An 18,420-nucleotide genomic window follows, 5' to 3' on the forward strand; every position below is an offset into this window, starting at 1 on the left:
CCCTTAACCGTTAGTGCGCACCAGCCGCAGCCAGCCTTCTTCGATGCGTTGAGGCGACACCAGGGTGGCGGTCGGAACCGCCGCGCCGGGCACGTCGCTGGTCCAGCCGGTACCGGCGCTCTGGCGCGTGACCCACTGCCATGAGTAGCCGTTTTCTTCCGGCGTCGGTACCGGCATCACCACCCCGGCGCCGACCATCGGCGTGGTCAGGAAGGTCACGGCGATGCGGTCCAGCGCCGGTTGCCATTGCGCCCGCGGAATCGAAATGGTCTTCACCGGGAGGATGCCGGAGGTGGCGTTGACCGAGCCGTGCGGGTCGATCAGCAAGGTCAGCGTCAGGCCATTGCCAGGACTGGAGGCGGCCACCGGCGTGACCGCGGTCTTGTCGATGTCCACCGGCACCACGCCGTTGCCGCCGAGCGCGGCGGGCGAATAGAAGGTGGTCCACTGACTCTCGCTGCCGTCTTCGATGAAGTAACCGACCATGCCGTCGTCATACAGGCCGAAGTCGCCCAGGCGCACCGGGAAGTTGATGTTGCCGATACCGGCGCTCGGCCGTGGCTGACCCGGTTTCAGGGCGACACTGGCGGCGAAGGCATCCCAACTGCCGTCGGCGGCCGGCTGGCCTTGCAGCTCCAGGCGTAGCGAGGCGCGGACCACCGCCAGCGGACGGCCGATCAGCACGCTCAGGCTCGGGTCGGCAGTGGGCGCCGACGGGCCGCTGGCACCACTGGCGTTATCGAGCGTGGCGAGCAGCGCGTTGAGGAACGACACGCCTTTCGGCTGGTCGTAGAGTGCCCGGACGAAGTTGGCCAGGTACGGGTTGATCGACGCCATCACCTGAGTGAACGGCAAGGTCCAGTTGTCGCTGCCCGGCGCACCTTGCCAGCGCGGGCCGAGGGTGTTGAGCGAGCCGATCGGTGCACCGTTGGCGTCATAGATCGCCAGCGCGTCGTCGAGATGGTTGAACAGCACCCACCCGGAGATCGGCGCGTGGCCCTGGTCGCCGCATTCGGCCTGGCCGTCGAGGGCGCTCAGCCAGCGGAATTGCAGGCGTGCCGGCTGGGTAAGACGGGGCGGCAGAACGATCTTGCCGTTGTCGGCAACGCCGCCGTTGGCCAAGCGCTGCTTGAGTCGCTCGGCGATGATCGGCGTCGGCGCAGGCAGGTCCACCGCCTGGCCGTAGGCATCCACCAGGCGCAGTTTGCTGATTCGCAGTTCACCGGTGCGTAGCGGGTTGAAGCCGTTGTTGGGTGCTGGCGAGGCGACGTTGGCCTCGGCGACCTGCGGTGCCACTTGCTTGTTGGTGAAGTTGCGCACGATCAGCGAGGTGCTCAGGGCGTCCATCACCGGCAGTTGCAGGCTCTGGCTGCACATCAGCAAGCCCTGGTTGAAGCCGTTGAGGCTTTGCGCCATGGCTTGCAGGTCGAGTTGCCCGAGGATGCTTTCCAGCACCGGCGCGTTGGGGTCGTCCGGGTAGTTGGCGAGCCAGGTCTTGAGCTGCGATTGCAGGTTGATCTCGGTGCGTCCGGCCAGGGTCACGGTACCGGAGTAACTCTGTAGCGCCGATGACGGTTGCAGGCCGGGATTGGCGTTGAAGTCCAGTCCGTCCGGGTCGAGGGTGAAGGACCCGGTGACCGCATCGGCGCTGTAGTCGCCGCCGCCGTCCGAGAGGCCGACATGCTGGTACGGCGAGAACTGCACTTCCCAGTTGAGGAAGGTCGGCAGCCACGGTTGCTGCCAGGTCTTCAGGCCCACCGGAGACGGCGCCGTGCCTTGCAGGATGACGTTCGCGTCGTCGGCGTTGCTGGCGCCGCGCAAGGCGTGCTGGGCGTCGCTGATCTGCCCTTCCAGTGCACGAGCGGTCAGCGCGTTGGCCGGTTGCTGGCCGCTTGCGCTGACCAGTTGCCGCGCCAGGGCCGGCGCATGCAGCGGGTCGAGGGTCAGGGTCTCGGCCAGCAGCGCGTCCAGTTCAGGCGGGTAGCTGGCGCCGCTCGGCGCTGCTGCCAGGCTGACCTGCGGGGTCACCGTGGCGCCACGCAGTTTCACGCTGTTGACCAACTGGCTGCCGACCCGGCACGCCAGCAGGCCTTCGGGGTGGAAACGGCCGTCGCCACCGTGACGGGCCGAGGCCTGGGTGGTCGGGCGACCGGCGAGCAGGATCACCGGGTCCGCCGGCTGCCAGTAGCGTGGCGCCGACGACGGCTTGACCTCCCACCCCGTGCCGAGGCTGGTGCGCAGGGCGGCCAGCGCCGTGTTGATCTGTGTTTGCGTGGTGTCGATGCTGCCGGGGCTGGTCGGCGCGCCGCTGAGGGTCTTGATCGCGGCCAGGTCGTAGTTGCCGATAAAGGCGCGGGCCTGGTCGGCGCTGAGGTTGGTTGGATTGGCCAGGTTGAACTGCAACAGCATGAACTTCGCCCAGTCGACGAACAGTTGCTGGCGCAGCGCGTCGAGGTCGCCGTTCTGTCCGTCGAGGCTGCGTTGCAGGCGGTTGATCTGTTCCAGTTGCGCTGCGGCGGCGTCCGGCAACTGGCCGTTGTTACCCGCCGGGTTGGCGCCGGGTACGGTGATCTGGCGGGCCACCCATACGGTGCCGCCCGGCAGCGCCGAGAAGCCCGACTGATGCACGGCGTCATCGGCGGCGGCAGCACCGCCGACCTTGCCCAGTTCGGCGAGCATGCCTTGCTGGAACACGTTGAGCAGGGTTTCCAGGTCGGCCACACCGGGGTTGCGCGCCTGCAGCAGGGCCGCCACGGCCTCGGCGGTGTTGTCGGCGATGACCACGTCGATGCCGCTGGCGCTCGGCGGGGTCAGCCAGGCGCGCTCCGGGTCCCAGCTCAGGCCGCCGAGCTGGCCGCTGCAGACGGTGCGGTCCGGTACATCAGCGGTGTTGCTCACGCTCCAGTTCAGGCGCTGGGCGATAAAGGCCTGACGGTCTTCGACGCTGGTCGCTTCCTTCGGGTACACCAGCGTGCCCAGCGGATCGTCGCTGCTGTCGGCGTACCAACCGACCACCGAGTACGACAGCGGGGTTTCCGCGGTGAAGCCCTGGGCCTGGGCATCGTCCAGCGGATCCCAGAACGAGAACACGTTGGGGCAGTGCGGATACGCCGCCGCATAGGACGGCGTGCCGTAGCCGACCGTGGTGTTGCTGCTGGCGTAGGTCGCGGCCTTGCGCCCGGCCCAGTCGGCCTGGCGATAGACCCGCCCCTGGTACATGAACGGCTTGCCCGGGCTGCTCGGGTCCGGGGTGATCGGCACTGCTCGCGAGGCGATGTTTTGCGGCAGGCTGGCGTCGCGCTGGGTTTGCAACTGATCGCTCTCGATCACCCAGGCATTCTGCTGGGTGCTGCCGTCGGCACCCGCGATACGGGTCACCATCCACAGGTTGGGCGCCTGAAGAAACTCGACCTTGCCCGAGCCGTCGGTGCCGCCACGGTTGATGCTGTCGGGCAAGGCCCAGTGCAGGTGAATGCCGGGCTGCATGGCCTCGGTGCCATTGACCGAGTCGAACGGCCGGGGCAGCAGGGGCTCGGCCAGGTAAGGGCCGGCGTCGCCGGACCAGGGCATCAGCGAGAAGTCGCTGGCCACCGCGGCGAAGGTGTTTACCGTCGCTGCATCGGGCACGCCGATGACCAGCGCGGTCACGTCGATGGGAACGATCAGGCCGCTGCCGCTCATGCCGATGCCTCCTGGGTGGTATTTTTGAAGCGGACCGTCTGGACGCCCTCGACCAGTTCGAGGGCGAACTCCGCAGGCGTGAAGGGGCGTTGTTGCTGGGTGCCAGGCACCAGGTTGGCTTTGTTGGCGACCAGTGCGGTTTCCAGTGCCTTGGCCAGGTCGGCGACTTTCAGTACGCGCTTGCCACCACCGGCGCTGCGGTAGGTCACCGCCACGCTGGCCTTGTCCACCTGATCGCCGGGCCGGGTGTTGGCCGGCGCGCCGGACGGCACGGTGACGTAGCGCAGCGACTTGCTGGTCTGGCCGATATCGACGCCGAAGTGCATCGCCTCGGACGGTTCGCCGATGTCCACATAGCTGATCTGGCCAGTGGTCATGTACAGCAGCACCGTCGGCGAGAGCACGTCCTGGCGCAGCACGCCGGTCAGGCGCTTGCCGTTGGCGTCATAGGCGCGGACTTCGATGCCGGGCCAGCCGGCGACCACGTTCGAGCGCAGGACAAAGCCGCTCACCGTGCCGGCAGGTGCGACAGCTGCGTACAGCCGCGCCACCAGCCGCGCGTCGAGGGCAGCATCGCGGGTGCTGGAGCGGCCGATGCTGGTGGCGCCTTCGAACAGCGCGTTGATCCAGTTGGGGTCGAGCACGAAGAAGCGGATCGACTCGGCCGGCAGCATGGCTTCGTCCGGCACCAGATAGCCGAACGGCACGCCCTTGAGCACCGCGAGTTTGCTCAGCCACTCGGTAATCGCGCCGGGCACCGGGGTGCTGTCGGGCGGGGCGGCCAGCAGGTTGGCGCGGCGGGTCACCGATTGCACCGAGAACAGCTGGCTGTTGCGTTGGGCGAGCAGGGTCATTGGTCTTGCTCCGCAGAAGGGCTGGAAGAACGGGCGCACTGCGCGCTGAGGGATTCGGCGATCAGGCCGATGGCCAGACCGCGCAGTCCGCTGCGGCCGACAGGCGCTGCTGCCGCGCCGCTGCGCAGTGCCGAATCGGGCTGCACCGAGGCGTGCAGGCGCAGGGTCAGGGCCAGGGTTTCGCTGTGCTGGGCCTCGGCCCGGGCTTCATTGCGTTTCCACCCATAGAGTGTGCTGGCGTAGAGGTTGTTTTGCAGGCCGAGGCCGCGGCCGATCTGCCAGGCGGCGGCGTAGGTGACGTCCATCAGGCCGGTGGCCGGATCAAAGCTCACCGCCTGGTCGGCGACCACCAGCGGTGTGGCCGCCGGCGGCGGCACGATCACCGGTACTGAGGCGAACGGCAGCAGCGGGCCGCGCAGCCACGACACGGTGTCGTCGCCGAGACGGGTGTGGTGGTTCAGCGCCGTGTAGCCCATGGCGAAGGCGTTGGCCACGGTCTGTTGCACGGGGCTGGTGCTGCTGGCCGGGGCCGGACGCCGCAGCGGCGCGCAGTCCACCGCTTCGAGGTAGCCGCTGAAGGTTTCCTGCGGGTCCAGCGAGGTGAACTTCCAGTTGGCCAGCGACACCAGGCGCAGGGTCTGCGCGGTGCCGCCGCTGGCCAGGGTCAGCGGCGCAGCGGTTTCGCCATCGCCGGTCGGCAGGAAGCGCGCCAGGCCTTCCAGCGAAACCAGATGGACCACGCACTGGCGGTTTGGCGCCGGCAGGCGGTTGCCCACCACCACCGAGAACGAACCTTCCTGCTCGGCCTCATCTTCGGCCTGCTTGCTGGTCAGCGATACGCTGCGGGCATGGGCCAGCCAGTCCAGTTCGTCGAGGGTCGGCGCAATGGCGGCGAACAGATCCGCCGGCACATCGATGACCTGGCACAGGTCCCACCAGTTTTCACCGGTGGACAGGGTGAAGGCCGGCGCCTTGCCGTCGGCGCCGCTGAGCAGCGCGTAGCCGTCGGGGTAGCTGGCGGTGGTGGCCGGCAGAGTGCTGGTGGCCGGCGTGCCCTTGCTCGCGGCGTCTTCGGCGCTGCGGTAAAACGGCTGGCGTTGCAGGTCGCCGGCCTGCACCGATTGCAGGGTCGGCGCCTCGTCGGTTTCGAACAGCAGCAGGGCCAGCCACGAGGCGTTGTCGGCTTCAAGTTCCGGCGAACGCTCCCAGGGCAGGGTCCGCCGGGCGAAGATCACATGGGGCAGCACATTCTGGTACTCGCCCTGGTTGTCCGCAGGCGGAAACCGCGACACCAGCTCATCGGGGTTGAGGCTGAAACGCTCGCCACGCACGGCGAAGCGCCGGCTGTTGACGAAGGCTTCATCGAACGCCGCCTTGGCACTGGCCTTGGGGTCGGTGTTTTGCAGGTGCTGGGTGACGGTGATGCTGTAGTCGCCGGCCATCAGGGGCGGTAGCCAATGCGCGACGAACTGGACGGTGCCGTCGCTCAGGGGCGTGGTCGTGGCGCTGGTCATGGGCGGGCTGCTCCGGAACTGGACGAGGAAGGTTGGGCGCCGAGCACCGACAGCACCGGTGCGTGGAGCAAGGTGTTGGCGGCGTTGGCGGCCAGCGCGCTGACATCGACGCTGGTCGCGGTGGTCAGGCCATCGACGGCCAGTTGCGCGAGAATCGCCGAGCGCGCGGCGCTGACGGTCGGGTCGACCAGGGCCTTGGTGAACACCGGCAGGGTGTCGGTTTGCGGGTAGCCGGTGGCGGCGGGCACGCTGGGCACGGGCCAGACCACGCTGCGCTGGTCCTCGATTTCTTCGCGCAGCACACCGAGGTCGATGGGCAGCGGCGTCACGTCGGGGTTGTCGGTCTTGGCGGCGATGCGCAGGCCGGTCATGGCGTTGGGCACGCTGCGCGCCGCGGTGTCGTTGAGGTTGGCCAGGCTCGGGTCCAGCGCGGCGGTGGTCGACCAGGTCGCCGAGGGCAGGTTTTCCAGCACCGCGCTGACGTCCACGCGGATGTCTTCGGCGCTCATTTCGCCGCCGAGCTTGCTGATCACCACGGTGTGGCTGGAGGCGAAGTTGGCATTGTTCACGCCGACCGGGCCGACGCCGAAATCGGTGTTGCTCGCGGCGATGCTCTGCGCCGCGCCGGAGCCGGTGTAGCTGGCCTGCTTGCTCGGCACTGCGGACCAGGTGGTCAGCTCGAAGCGCTCGGGGTCGAGCACCCAGTCCATGCCGCCGACGCCCTTGAGGTCTTGCAACATGCCGTTGGCCACGCGCACCAGGCACACCGCATCGGTCTGCTTGACCGGCGTGCTGTCGTTCAGGCTCTGTGGCAGATCGGCCAGCAGCAGGCGGTGCGGCGCGCTTTTCGGCGGGGCAGCGCCGCCACCGGGCAGGAACGAGCTCTTGAAGTCGCTCCAGTCGATGGGCTTGACCTGGCTGTTGGCGCTGTCGCCGAAACTGATGGTGATGCTGATGACAAACAGGTCGGCGGTGGCGGTGCCGGCGAAATCCGGGCCCCACAGGTGAACCTGCACGCCGACGTTGACGCTGACGGTGAACGAGGTAATGCCCAGGTTGACCTTGTACGACGCGCCAAGGCTGATACCGATGCTGGCGTCATAGTGAAACGGTTTCCAGCCCAGCAGGAAGTCCACCCAGGCCTTGAACCAGGCGCGCAGGTCGCCGCTCTGCCAGACCGCTTCGAGGCTGCCGCCGGCCATCACCGCCGACGGCACCAGGGCGAAGTACAGGCCGCCCTTGACGGTCAGTTCCGAGGTCACGTTCCAGTTGAAGCCCAGGCGCGGTACGTCGGGGTACCAGCTCGGTTTGCTGTACGCCGGGTGGTAGCCGCCCAGCGACACCACGAAGTCGCCGGCCTTGTAGCCGTTCGGGTCGTCCGGGTTGTCCTTGGTCCAGGCCGCTACGACAAAGCCGCCGGTCAGGTGGCAATCCTTGGACAGGATGTACGAGTTGGCGGTCAGTTGCGCGCCGAGGAACAGCGTGCCGCGATTGAAGTTGTAGTCGGCCTTGAGCACCAGTTCGGCATAGCCGATGGGCGAGGGAGTGGCCGGTGGCACCGACACCGTGGCCAGGCCCAGCAGGGCGATTTCGAATTCGTTGCCGAGCTTGCCGGTGGCCAGCAGGAACCCCTTGATCATCTGGAACGAGGCGACCCGCACGCCCAGCGCCAGGAAGTACTCGCCGTAGGACGGCGGCACGTAGTTGTGCATGACTTTCAGGGCTTGCGACGGGTCCTTGCCGGCGAACGGCGAGTCGCCGTTGACCGCGGCGATCAGCGGCATCTGGTTGAGTGTGTCGAGGCCCGGAATGATCAGGTCGCGGTTGAAGCCGAAGCCTGCGGCCAGTGCGTCCACCTGCAGGAACGGCGGGCCGCCGATCGGCGCGGAAAGCACCGCGTAGGCGAACAGCGACGGCGAGCCGTCGAGCGAGGCATAGGACGCCAGCGCCGACAACTGGAATTGCGGGAGCTTGAGCAGCAACTGGCCGTCGTACTCGATCAGTTCCTGGCCTTGGTCGTCTTGGGTCACCACCTTGAGCAGGCCACCGGCGATGGTCACCGAGGCATTGCTGTAGCCGATGAATACGCCGTCGAGGCTGGCGCCGTCGGGGATCGGCGGCAGCACCGGGCGGAAGGCGATCGATGCGCCCATCAGCTCGATATTGATCCCGCCCATGGCGAAGCCGCCGTCGAGCATCAGCCACACGCGCTGGTCGCGGTAGGCCACGCCGACCCGGCTGAGGGAGATCGGGCCGAAGCTCTTCTGCACGTTGACCCACTTGCCCTGGGCCTTGGAGGTGCCGGCCGGGGTCGGCGCGTTGGCAGCGGTGTCGGTGTCCGCGCCCGCCAGCAGCGCCTGCTTGGGTTTGTCCGGTTGGGCGAAGGCCAGTTGCAGCGGCTTGGCCGCCTTGCCGCCGAGCATCAGGTTGGCCGACAGCACCACCCGGCCCGTGGCGCTGAGGGCGGGCACCACCGGCAGGCCCTCGGGGATCACCGCATTGACCGCGGTGATCTCGTCGGCGCTGAACACGCCGGAGGCGATCACCAGGCTCATGCCGTTCAGGCCGATATTCTCGATGGCCGCCAGGTGACTGCCGACCACCGGCAACTGCGAAATATCGGCTTCGACCTGAATGTCGACCACGGCTGCGTACAGACGCCCGGTGGTGGCCGCAGGCACGCAGACCAGGCTCACCGCCACGCTGTCGGTGCTGGCGGTGAGCACCAGTTGCGACTTGTTGAAGTCGTAGGTGAAAGAAGCCTGTTTGAGGACCGGCAGCAGCTCCGCCGGCACCCCGGACAGGTCGATGGCGAAGGTCTGCGCCACATCGATCAGGGCCAGGGTCTTGCCTGCCGTGGGCACCAGTTCGGCGCGCAGCAGCTTGACCTTGCTGTCCTGGGTGAAGGTGACCTTGAAGGTCGCGGCGCCGATCACCACTTCGCCGGTGAAGTTGCCTTGCCAGGCGGCTTGCGGTTTCGACAATTGCAGATCGATGCTGAAATCCAGTTGCGCACCGGCAATGGTGAATTTGCCGACACAGGCAAAGGTGAAGGTCGAGGTAGCGGTGTCGAGGCTCGCCGCGAGGTTCTTCAGGTCGAAATCGTTCAGCGCGGCCGGGCAGGTCACGTTGAATTTTGCCGCGACATCACTGATCACTTCGCCGATGTGAATGACCTGACCGTAAGCGGTACTGCCCGCGATCTGCCAGCCCTTGTCGTAGCCGGCCTGCACGGCGATATCGATCCCGCCCAGGGTCAGCTCGGCGCTCATCTTGCCGGTATTGGCCCCGCCGCTCCTGGCAATTTCCAGGTTGACGCTGTTCAAGGCCAGCGGCCCGGCGCTGAACACGTCCTGCATGGCCAGCGAGAAGCTGTAGCTGCCCTCGGTGGGCACGGTGTTGAAAGCCAGTGCGGTGACGGTGGTGTCGGGGAAACCGCTGGCATCGCCGAGGTACTCGATGACCACATCGCGGACCTTCACCGGGGTTTTCGGCGACAGGCCGCCACCGAGTTGCAGCGGTGGCAGGCCGACCGACAGCAGCAGGTCGGCGGGCACCTTGTTGAAGGTGAACGGCAGGGTGGCGTTGACGCTGGCTGACAGCAGTTTTCGTTGTTGCCAGTCGAAGGCGATCTGCACGCTGTCCAGCACCAGGTTGGCCAGCGGCAGTTTCGCCACCGCGTCGTTCACCGCAGTGGCCGCGGCATCGCCGGCGATCAGGCCGGCGAGGGCGGCCAGCGCCGGTTGCTGGTCGCCTTTGGCACTGACGTCGATGGTGACGAGGCTGCTGCCGTTGAGGCTGACGCTGACCGTCCACGGCTGGCCGCCGATCAGCAGGGCGCCACCGACACTGGCGCTCAGGCGGGTGACGGCCTGATCCATTTCGGTCTTGGTCGCGCTGGCGACGGTCCCCCAGACGCCGGTCAGGCTCGGCCCGCCCTGCACCAGCGACCAGTCGCCGCTGACCCCGGTGGTGACTGCGCACGCGGTGTCGTTGTCGCCGCCGTAGTTGGCCTGCACCTCGATCTGGCTGAACGGCATGTCGGTGAACAGCGGCAGGTCCACCGGCAGCCAGCCGCCGAAGCGGTTGGCGAAGGCGAAGTTGCCCACCGTCAGCAGCGGCAGGTGGCTGTCCGGCGGGTTCAGTTGCAGGACCAGGGCGGCGTCATCGCTGAGGCTGCCGCTGAAGGCAATCACGGTCTTGCCGAGGGTCGCGCTGGCGGCGCTGCTCAGGCTGGCGCTGATCGCCTGGCCTTGGGCGCTCTGGGCGAAGGTCAGGGTCAACTGGCTGAGGCTGGCGTTGGCGCCCAGGCCATTAAGCGTCCATTCACCGCTGGGCGTGCCGCTGACGGTGAAGCTCGCTGGCCAGCTTGCGCCGGGGTCGCTGACGCTGGCGCTGGCGAGGGTCACATTGCAGGCACCGAACAGGTTGTCCAGCGCGCTGATGCCGGTGGTCCCGGCCGCCAGCGCGAGGCTGCCGGAGGCGTCGATCTTCTGTTTGAGCTGGCCCTGCAACTGGCTCAGGTCCTGCGTAACGGCATTCATGGCAGTCATTGCGTGTTGCCTCCAGGAAAGAGCGGTCCGCCTCAGGAAAGGTTGTCCTGTACGACCTGATGTGCGGTTGCCTTGTAGTAGCTGACGGTGAACAGCGGATCGTCGCCGGTCAGGGCTTCGCGCAGGGCGGCGACGGCCTGCGAAGAATCGACCCCGGCCTCTTGGAGGGCGAAGTGCAAAGCCTGCTCCGCCGATTGAAGGCCGCCGTTACCGCTTACCGCCCCGGCGATGGCGCCGGTGACCGCACCGGCCGCGGTCTTGCCGCAGGCGCGGGTGATCGCGACCGCGACCAGTGCCGGGCTCGGGTTGGTGCCCGCGCGGGCGGCCAGTTTGTAGCAGTCGGCGAGGTTGCTGAGGGTGTCGCTCACGGCTACGCAGACGTTGTCCGCGCTGTTGATCGCCGTCTCGGCCAATGACATGGCCTGTTGCACGCTGCTGGCACTGTGCACCTGTTGCGCAGCCGTGGTGGCTTGACCCGCGAGGATCGCTACCCGGCCCGCGCCGTTGGCAAGGATGTCGCGGGCCTGTTTGGCCTGGTCGAGGCCCGATTGCACGGCACCGGTGTATGCGGGAAACGGCACCAGGTTGTTGATCACCTGGTAGGCCGCGGCAAGGCCGTCGATGCAGCCTGGCAGGGCCGTGAGCCCGGCGAGGGTGCCGGGAAGGGCAGCACTGGCGGTGGCGGAAAACTGCTCTGCGGTGTCGACGCACTGGTAGATGTCGGTCAGCGTGCCGGCGCGGCCGAGGATTCTTTTCTGCAGTTCGACACCGTCCAGCCAGTCGTTCAGGTCGGGGGGCATTGCGGTCATCTGCTGCAGGTATTCGCTCTTGACGCCGCCCGCCCTCTTGCTGCGCAGCACCCACAAGGCCGACGCGGTGTTGCTGGCCTCCGGGGTGTTGACCAGTGTCTGCACTACATCCACCAACGTGCCCTTGACCGCAGCTTCGGCAGCCGTCTGCGCCTGCACCAGGGTCAGGCTGATGCCCGTGGCCTTGGCGGCGATGTCGGCGACGGCGAGGACCGCGCGATAGGCGCGGCCGGGAAAGTTGCGGTTGCCAAAGGCCTGGGCCTCGCTGACATCCACGCGGACGTGGCCAGGATGGTTCCCGGTGGAAGGATCACCCGCCACGATACCGAGGGAGACGAACACGTTATCGGTGTTGTCGGCGCTGTCGAAACCGGTGAAGTAGGTTCGCCTAGGCCGGCCGGGCGAAGCGGGTGGCACCGGCAGGGTGTAGCCGACGCCGCGCGGGTAGCCATTGAGCACGTTGACCGTTTCTTGCGCCGGGTGGCCGTGCTGGTTACCCGTGCTGTTGGACACCATGACCGCCAGCGGACGCATGCGCTGCACGAATTGCGCCGAGGTGGCGGTATTGGCGCCATGGTGACTGGCCTTGACCACCAGCACGCGTCCGGCGGCGTTGTCATTGGGGTTGGCGAGGGCGGCGATCACGCTTTCCTGCGGATCTTCGATATCACCGCCGATGTAATAAGTGAACTCGCCGAAACGCAGGAGGAAGGCCAGGCTACAGGCGTTTTCCGCCTCGCTGACCCCTTGTGCGGCCAGGACCGGTGTGCCGTTGGGGCGCTGAACCCATTGATTGCAAGCGACGCAGGTCAGGGTCGGCGCGTTGGCGCCGGTGGCCTGGAGGATTTCCGCCTGGGGGCCGCTGATCAGCCACTTCGCCGGCTGGTTGATGGCCTGGGCCACTTGAACTGGCGTGTCACCTGCGGGAATCGCTGCAGAGCCTTTCTTATTGACCATGGACAAGAGAATGCCGGGCGCTTGATCGGCGGCCCTGACAGCACGGGTGACGCGATTGCGCCCAGTCCTGCTGTTGATCGCATTGAGGTAGCTCAGGTACAGGTTGCTCGGTCCGAGGGCCGGCCAGCCACGGTCATAGACCCGCGCGGTATCGTAGGTGGTGACGTTTTTCTTGAGCAGTGTCACCAGCCCGCCAAGGTGGTCGGCGTCATAGTGAGTGGCGACGAGCGCATTGACGCTGGCCAGCCCGGCCGTTGTGGTGATGTAGGTGTGGACATGGTCGGCAACGCCCGCGAGGCCGCCGTCGATCAGCACCGAACGCAGTTGCTCGCCCACGGGATTGTTCGGGTTGCGGGCGACGATCAAGGTGGCGTCGCCGGCCTTGCGCACGTCGATGTGGTGGATCTCCAGGGTCCAGGCCATGTCAGACACTCACCCTGCTGTACACCGCGCCGCTGAGGGTATCGATCAGCGCATCGATGCTCGACAGTTGGTTCAGTTGCTCCACCGGCACCTTGACCTGCAGCTCGCGCATGGCGTCGGAGACGATGGTGATGATGTCCAGACTGCTGGCGCCCAGGTGATCGAAGCGCAACTGGGTGTCGATCGGCCCGAGGTCGAGAAAGGCCAGCGCGGCTTCGGTGTGTTTGATCACTACCTCGCGAACCTTGGCGTGGATGTCGTGCATTGCATCGCTCCTTGTCATGGCACCCAATCCAGGCCACCGGTGAGGTGCATGGCCTGACCGTTAACGAATCCGGCCCCGTCCGAGGCCAGGTAGAGCACCGCCTGCGCCACGTCGTGCGGCGTGCCGAGGCGACCGCTCGGGCATTGCCCGAGCCAGTGTTCGAAGGTTTTCGGCGGCGCGCTGTCGCGGCTCAGGTCGGTGTCCACCAGACCCAGCACCAGCGCATTGGCGGTGATGCCGCGGCGGCCGTATTCGCGGGCGAGGGTGGCGGCCATGGCGATCAGACCGGCCTTGGACACGTTGTAGGCGATCTGCCCGGTCATGCCGTGCGCGGCCACCGAGGACAGCAACACGATGCGCCCCCGGCGCTGGGCGATGAAGCCCGGCAGCAGGGCACGACACAGGCGGAAATTGCCGTCGAGGTTGACGTCCATCACCGCCCGCCAGTCGGCGTCGGGCAGGCTGACGGCGAGGCTTGGACGGTTGATCGCGGCGTTGCCCACCAGCACGTCGATGCCGCCGAGGGCGCTGTCGGCCTGGTCGCACACGGCATCGATGGCGGCGGCGTCGGCGAGGTCCAGGCGCAGCGCGACGCAGCGTTGCTCCGGCGCGGTCTGCGCGGCGTGGCGCTGCACGGCGGCCGCGGCGTCGGCGTCGTGGTTCCAGGTGAAGGCGACGTTGTGCCCGGCGGCCAGTACCTGTTCGACGATGCAGCGACCGATGCCGCGGGTGCCGCCGGTGATGAAGAAATTCATGGCTGCGACTCCCAGCGGCCCAGCACCGCCACACAGTTGTTGCCGCCGAAACCGAAAGAATTCTTCAGCAGGTAGCGCACCGGGTGCGCCACCGCGCCAGCGGCGCAGACGTCGAAGTCCAGCTCCGGGTCCGGGTCATCGAGGTTGATGGTCGGGTGCAGTTGCCCGGCGCGCATCTGCGCGATGGCCGCCACCAGTTCCACCAGCGGCGCCGACCAGCAGGTATGGCCGAGCATGGATTTCGGGGCGTTGACTTTCATCTGCGCCAGATGACGGCCGAAGGCGCGGCGGATCGAACGGGCTTCGGTGATGTCGCCCAGCGGCGTCGAGGTGGCGTGGGCGCAGATGAAGTCGATGTCTTCCGGGCGCAGGCGCGCTTCGCGCAGGGCGGCCTGGATCGCCCGCACCTGGCCGTCTTCCTGTGGGCTCGGCTGGCGGCTGGCATCGGAGCGTGCGGCCACCGCCAGCACTTCGGCCAGCGGCTCGGCACCGCGGGCGACGGCCAGGTCGGCCCGCTCCAGCACCAGGCAGGCACCGCCATGGCTGGGCACGAAGCCTTCGCGGCGGCGGTCGAACGGCCGGCTGGCCTGTTCCGGGCAGTCGTTGAACGCGCGTTGGCTGACCGCCTGCATCAGCGCCAGCGCGTGCAGTTCCAGCGGCGAGTAATCCAGCACCGGCGCCAGCACCACGACCCGCTCGACGCCGCCATGACGAATCTCGTTGAACGCCGCGCGCAGCGCCAGCGCGCCACTGGCGCAGGCGCCGCCGACGGTGTAGCCGGGGCCGCGGATGCCAATGACTTCGGAGGCCACGGCGGCATGATCGGTGTCCAGCCCGGCGAGGCCGAATTGCACGTCGATGTGGTCGGGCTCGTGTGCGAACTGGCGGAAATTATTGAAGTAGTAGTTCTGGCCGATGTTGTGCCCGCCGACCACGATGGCGGTTTCACCGTCATCGCCTGGCGGGTGTTCGAACAGGCCGGCGTCTTGCCAGGCGCGGCCGGCCATCAGCACCGACAGCGCGGTCGACCACGGCAGCCGGTTGCTGGCCCGGCGCAGGCGCAGGCGGGCGGCGTCCGGCAGGCTGTCGGCGAGCGCCGCGAGGCGTGGGCGCGGTTCGAAACCTTCCATGCTGCCGCCGACCTTGGTGGCGATCTCGCGATCGAAACCGTGCCAGCGGGTGATGCCGGAGCGGCCGGCGAGGAGGTTGTCCAGCAGGGTGCCCGGGTCTTCGCCCAGGGCGGTGAGGACCGACATGCCGGTCACCACGATACGCGGCAGTTCAGACACGGCAGCCCTCCATCACCACGACGCTGCGCACCGCGCCCTCGACGCTGATGCGTCCGCCGAAGACTGCCAGCATGCCGTTGTCGTCCAGCAGGCGGACTTCGATATCCATGATTTCGCCGGGGCGTACCTGGCCGAGAAACTGTGCGCCGAACACGCGGGTGGCGAGCACTTGCAGCGGTGTCGCCGGGCAACCGCTGGCCATGTGCAGCAGGCACTGGCCGGCCTGGGCGATGGCCTCGCCCTGCAGCGCGCCGGGGTAGATCGGGTTGCCGGGAAAATGGCCGGCGAGCACCGGGTCTTCAGGGTCGACCCGACGCTGCGCGAGCAAGGCCTGCTGGCGTGGGTCCCATGCCTGGACCCGGTCCAGCAGCAGAAAAGGCGAGCGGTGCGGGAGCATCTGCTCCAGCGGCGGAAAAACCACGACGGCGGATGACGCCGCCGTCGGTTGCAGCAATCCACCGCGCCGCAGCCGGGCCAGCGCGGCGGTGACATCCAGGGCAGCGCTGGTATCCGCCATATCAGGCGGTCCGCGCCTGGGACACGGCCACGGCGTTGTCCAGCACCCATTGCAGCACGCCGTCGGCGTCTGGCTTGGGCACTGAAGCTACGGCGCAGGACGCGGCATTGCGGCAGGCGATGCCTTGGCCTTCATAGCCGGCGAACCACACGGCCTCGTAGGCGGCGATGGTTTGCAGTTGTTCGCCGCTGGCGCTGAGCAAGGCCTTGCTCAGCGGCTCCGTGAGGGCCTTGATCGCGGCGCGGTAGCCTGTCACCAACTGGATGAGATGCGTGTCGAGTTGGGCGCCGAGTCTGAGGGTGCGGGTTGCCTGCACAGCCTGCTCGTAGACCTCAAGCGTCTTGCCGACAAAGTAGTCGTTCTCCACCGCTGGGTTTTCCGTCGAGGCACGCTTGGCGAACGCCACCGCCAGCTCGCGGAACTCTTCGGCACTGAAGAATTCGTCCTGCAGGCCGAGGAACACCTTCACCGACAGCGGGATCGGCAGCGTCGCCAGCACCTCCAGCGGCAGTTCGGTGGCGTTGTGATCGGCGAACATCTGGCGAATGGTCGCTTCGGGGAAATCATCGCAACGGGCGAGCTGAATCACCCGGTCCACGGACATGGTGTAACTCATTGCGAGTTGCTCCTGGAAATGGTGTAGACGGCCGTGATGGTGTCCCCGGTTCCAGGGCTTGCCACGGAGTAGTTGTAAGCCGACGCGCCGCCGCCGTTGCCGATGACGTTGATCGCGTTGGTACCGTTCATGGTGAACGCCAGCACGAACTGGGTACCGTCGTCGGCCTGGTAGGTGATCCTGCCGTCGGGGGTCTGGCCGTTGGCGATGAACACCGATACCGGCGAGGTGTTCGCGGCTACCTGGGTTGCCGGCGTGGCGTTCCAGTTCGCGCCGTTGAGGCTGTACGCGGGCTGATAGACCAGCACCAGCCTGACGTCGGTTTTCAGGTTGCCGGTACAGGTACGGTTGGGGGTTGGACTGCTGCCGCCGCCACTACTCATAAGCGTTCTCCATGATGGCCTTGCTGTGTGGGTGGGTCAGGATGCCGCGGCCAGAAGCGTGCCGGACAGGATGCCTGCCGAGACACGGCTGACCGTGTTTGGCAAAGCGGATAGGGTCGTGGCTGCCGCTGGCCAGGCCACGGCATTGCGCGTGGCGCCAACCGGGCCGTTGCGGGTGGCGGCGGTGAGAAACACCGAGGCTTCGTCGCGCACGGCGCAGTTCAGGTCGAGGGCCGGAACCAGGCCGCTGCTGCGGACGTCCTCCAGGCCCTGCCACTGCCGTGCGCTGGTGACCTTGACGTGCTTGAGCGTGGTGCCTTGGGCGGCGAACACATGGATGAACTGGCCTTGCACCGCAGCGCCGGCGGCGAGGCAGTCGATCGCCGAGCCGTTGCTCAGGCCCAGTTGCGAAGTGACTTCGCTCCACTTGGCGTCCCAGGTATTGGCGCCGTTGCGCACGCTCAGCCAGATGCCCTTGCTGCCCGAGGCGAACACGAACAACTGACCGTTTGCCACCGCGCAGGCGACGCGGGTGCAGCCGGCGGGCAGGCCGGTCGAACTGATGGCCGAGAACGCACTCCAGGCGGCGCCAGAAGGCTGGCTGGCGAGCCAGACCTGGCTGCCGGACAACGCCGTGACGACCACTACCGCCCCGGCGAGTGTGGCGGCGATATCGGTGGGCACGCCCATGTTGCCGCTGGCCAGCGGGATCGGTTGCAGGCTTTCCCAGTTGCCGACCACGGTGGCGGAGTTGTGGCCGATCACGCCGTTGGCCAGGGTGAAGACGTAGAGCCGGCTGGCCAGGCTGGTGGTCGCCAATGCCTGGATCGGCGCAGGCTGCACCGGTGCGGACACTGCTTTCACCGCCGACCAGGCGCCGAGCCCGTTCTGGCTGGCCAGCCAGGACAGCCCGGTGGTCTGGTGATAGGGCGCGAAGGCATTGAGCAGTTCGTTGTAGCAAACCAGGCAGAAGTCGGCGGCGGGGTCGCGCATCAGGCAGTTCTGGCTTGGCCGGTAGATGCCCTGGGCGTAATTGCCGCCGCCCTCGAAGGCGCCGACCATCCACGGTTGCCAGCCGCTGGCCGCCGGGTTGGAGGGCAGGGCGGTGTAGCCGGGGGTGAGGTACTGCGCCCACTTCAGCGTGGCGGCGGCGATGTTGGTGGTGAGGTTGGGGCTGCTGGGCTCGATGTCCGGGTATGTGCCGGGCTGGGCGGCGTACTCGACGCCGAGCCCGGCCGCCAGTTGGGCGATGGCCCGGGCCAGCAGCGCGACGTTGCCGCTGTCCAGGGTCAGGGTGCACTGGTTGCCGCCGAAACTGCCGCCGGCTACGCCGGTGTTGGCGATGACCACCGCCTGGTGCCAGGTGATCCCGGCAGCGTTCAGCGCGGCGTTCACCAGACGTGGGGACGCCGATATGCAACTGCTGGAATTGCCGTCGGCACAGGACACCGTGCCCAAGGCGTTGTTCACCGTGACCGGCGTACCGCAACCGGTGCCCGAGCCAATGCCCGACGCCGCCGAGACGGTATCGATCATGTAGACGTTGATTGCGTCGCTCAGGCGCCAGGAGATCGGGATGATGTCGCTGAGGCCAGCGAGCAACGTGGCCACTGCCTGGTGGAAGCTGGCGAGCTGCAAGGAGGTAAAGCCATCGCCGGTGATCGCGATGATGAAGCGTTTGCCATCGTCACCGTTGTCGACGATTTTCGTGCACGACGAATCCATTCGAATCACCCTCATCCATAAGGTCGAAAATTCTTACTGGCAAACGCGAATTGTTTTACTTCGGTGGCGGCATCCTGCT

Annotated in this window: 12 protein-coding genes; all 12 read right to left on the reverse strand. The window is 67.4% G+C overall.

Annotation, left to right across the window (positions count from 1 at the left end; all coding sequences use genetic code 11):
• Positions 1–3: 3 nt before the first annotated feature.
• From CKW37_RS24330 to CKW37_RS24385, 12 genes are read right to left on the reverse strand one after another with little or no spacing between them, the layout of a single operon-like run.
• A complete protein-coding gene (locus CKW37_RS24330) occupies positions 4–3,681 on the reverse strand; it encodes a hypothetical protein (RefSeq protein ID WP_095158773.1) in 3,678 nt (1,225 codons plus the stop codon).
• On the reverse strand, positions 3,678–4,535 hold the full coding sequence (locus CKW37_RS24335) for a hypothetical protein (protein ID WP_095158774.1): 858 nt from the start codon (positions 4,533–4,535) through the stop codon (positions 3,678–3,680). Before CKW37_RS24335 ends, CKW37_RS24330 begins: the two co-directional genes overlap by 4 nt.
• Complete coding sequence (locus CKW37_RS24340; protein ID WP_095158775.1) at positions 4,532–6,049, reverse strand: hypothetical protein; 1,518 nt, start codon at positions 6,047–6,049, stop codon at positions 4,532–4,534. The genes CKW37_RS24335 and CKW37_RS24340 overlap by 4 nt, the downstream gene beginning before the upstream one ends.
• Complete coding sequence (locus CKW37_RS24345) at positions 6,046–10,602, reverse strand: DUF6603 domain-containing protein (RefSeq protein ID WP_095158776.1); 4,557 nt, start codon at positions 10,600–10,602, stop codon at positions 6,046–6,048. Before CKW37_RS24345 ends, CKW37_RS24340 begins: the two co-directional genes overlap by 4 nt.
• Positions 10,603–10,634: 32 nt before the next feature.
• Positions 10,635–12,791: a ComEC/Rec2 family competence protein gene (locus CKW37_RS24350; RefSeq protein WP_095158777.1), complete on the reverse strand. Its 2,157-nt coding sequence runs from the start codon at positions 12,789–12,791 to the stop codon at positions 10,635–10,637.
• A gap of 1 nt (position 12,792) precedes the next feature.
• The gene (locus CKW37_RS24355; RefSeq protein WP_159985313.1) at positions 12,793–13,056 is read right to left on the reverse strand and encodes an acyl carrier protein; all 264 of its coding nucleotides are present in this window, start codon (positions 13,054–13,056) and stop codon (positions 12,793–12,795) included.
• A gap of 14 nt (positions 13,057–13,070) precedes the next feature.
• Positions 13,071–13,811, reverse strand: a complete 741-nt coding sequence (locus CKW37_RS24360) for an SDR family NAD(P)-dependent oxidoreductase (protein ID WP_095158779.1) — start codon at positions 13,809–13,811, stop codon at positions 13,071–13,073.
• A complete protein-coding gene (locus CKW37_RS24365) occupies positions 13,808–15,100 on the reverse strand; it encodes a beta-ketoacyl synthase (RefSeq protein ID WP_095158780.1) in 1,293 nt (430 codons plus the stop codon). Before CKW37_RS24365 ends, CKW37_RS24360 begins: the two co-directional genes overlap by 4 nt.
• Positions 15,093–15,617 carry a 3-hydroxyacyl-ACP dehydratase FabZ family protein gene (locus CKW37_RS24370; protein ID WP_095158781.1) on the reverse strand — a complete coding sequence of 175 codons (525 nt, stop codon included), beginning with the start codon at positions 15,615–15,617 and terminating at the stop codon, positions 15,093–15,095. Before CKW37_RS24370 ends, CKW37_RS24365 begins: the two co-directional genes overlap by 8 nt.
• A gap of 1 nt (position 15,618) precedes the next feature.
• Entirely contained in the window at positions 15,619–16,233 is a 615-nt protein-coding gene (locus CKW37_RS24375; RefSeq protein ID WP_095158782.1) for a lipase chaperone, read from the reverse strand.
• Positions 16,230–16,616: a hypothetical protein gene (locus CKW37_RS24380; protein WP_095158783.1), complete on the reverse strand. Its 387-nt coding sequence runs from the start codon at positions 16,614–16,616 to the stop codon at positions 16,230–16,232. Before CKW37_RS24380 ends, CKW37_RS24375 begins: the two co-directional genes overlap by 4 nt.
• Before the next feature lie 36 nt (positions 16,617–16,652).
• The gene (locus CKW37_RS24385) at positions 16,653–18,341 is read right to left on the reverse strand and encodes a M64 family metallopeptidase (RefSeq protein WP_159985315.1); all 1,689 of its coding nucleotides are present in this window, start codon (positions 18,339–18,341) and stop codon (positions 16,653–16,655) included.
• Positions 18,342–18,420: the final 79 nt, after the last annotated feature.

This window comes from Pseudomonas sp. Irchel 3E13 (assembly GCF_900187455.1).
Classification (GTDB): Bacteria; Pseudomonadota; Gammaproteobacteria; order Pseudomonadales; family Pseudomonadaceae; genus Aquipseudomonas.

Bases quoted from the DNA above. Each gene is read 5' to 3' on its own strand.
- CKW37_RS24355 (WP_159985313.1), bottom strand. From the start codon at position 13,056: ATGCACGACATCCACGCCAAGGTTCGCGAGGTAGTGATCAAACACACC.
- CKW37_RS24360 (WP_095158779.1), bottom strand. From the start codon at position 13,811: ATGAATTTCTTCATCACCGGCGGCACCCGCGGCATCGGTCGCTGCATC.
- CKW37_RS24370 (WP_095158781.1), bottom strand. From the start codon at position 15,617: ATGGCGGATACCAGCGCTGCCCTGGATGTCACCGCCGCGCTGGCCCGG.
- CKW37_RS24335 (WP_095158774.1), bottom strand. From the start codon at position 4,535: ATGACCCTGCTCGCCCAACGCAACAGCCAGCTGTTCTCGGTGCAATCG.
- CKW37_RS24380 (WP_095158783.1), bottom strand. From the start codon at position 16,616: ATGAGTAGTGGCGGCGGCAGCAGTCCAACCCCCAACCGTACCTGTACC.
- CKW37_RS24340 (WP_095158775.1), bottom strand. From the start codon at position 6,049: ATGACCAGCGCCACGACCACGCCCCTGAGCGACGGCACCGTCCAGTTC.
- CKW37_RS24350 (WP_095158777.1), bottom strand. From the start codon at position 12,791: ATGGCCTGGACCCTGGAGATCCACCACATCGACGTGCGCAAGGCCGGC.
- CKW37_RS24375 (WP_095158782.1), bottom strand. From the start codon at position 16,233: ATGAGTTACACCATGTCCGTGGACCGGGTGATTCAGCTCGCCCGTTGC.
- CKW37_RS24345 (WP_095158776.1), bottom strand. From the start codon at position 10,602: ATGACTGCCATGAATGCCGTTACGCAGGACCTGAGCCAGTTGCAGGGC.
- CKW37_RS24385 (WP_159985315.1), bottom strand. From the start codon at position 18,341: ATGGATTCGTCGTGCACGAAAATCGTCGACAACGGTGACGATGGCAAA.
- CKW37_RS24330 (WP_095158773.1), bottom strand. From the start codon at position 3,681: ATGAGCGGCAGCGGCCTGATCGTTCCCATCGACGTGACCGCGCTGGTC.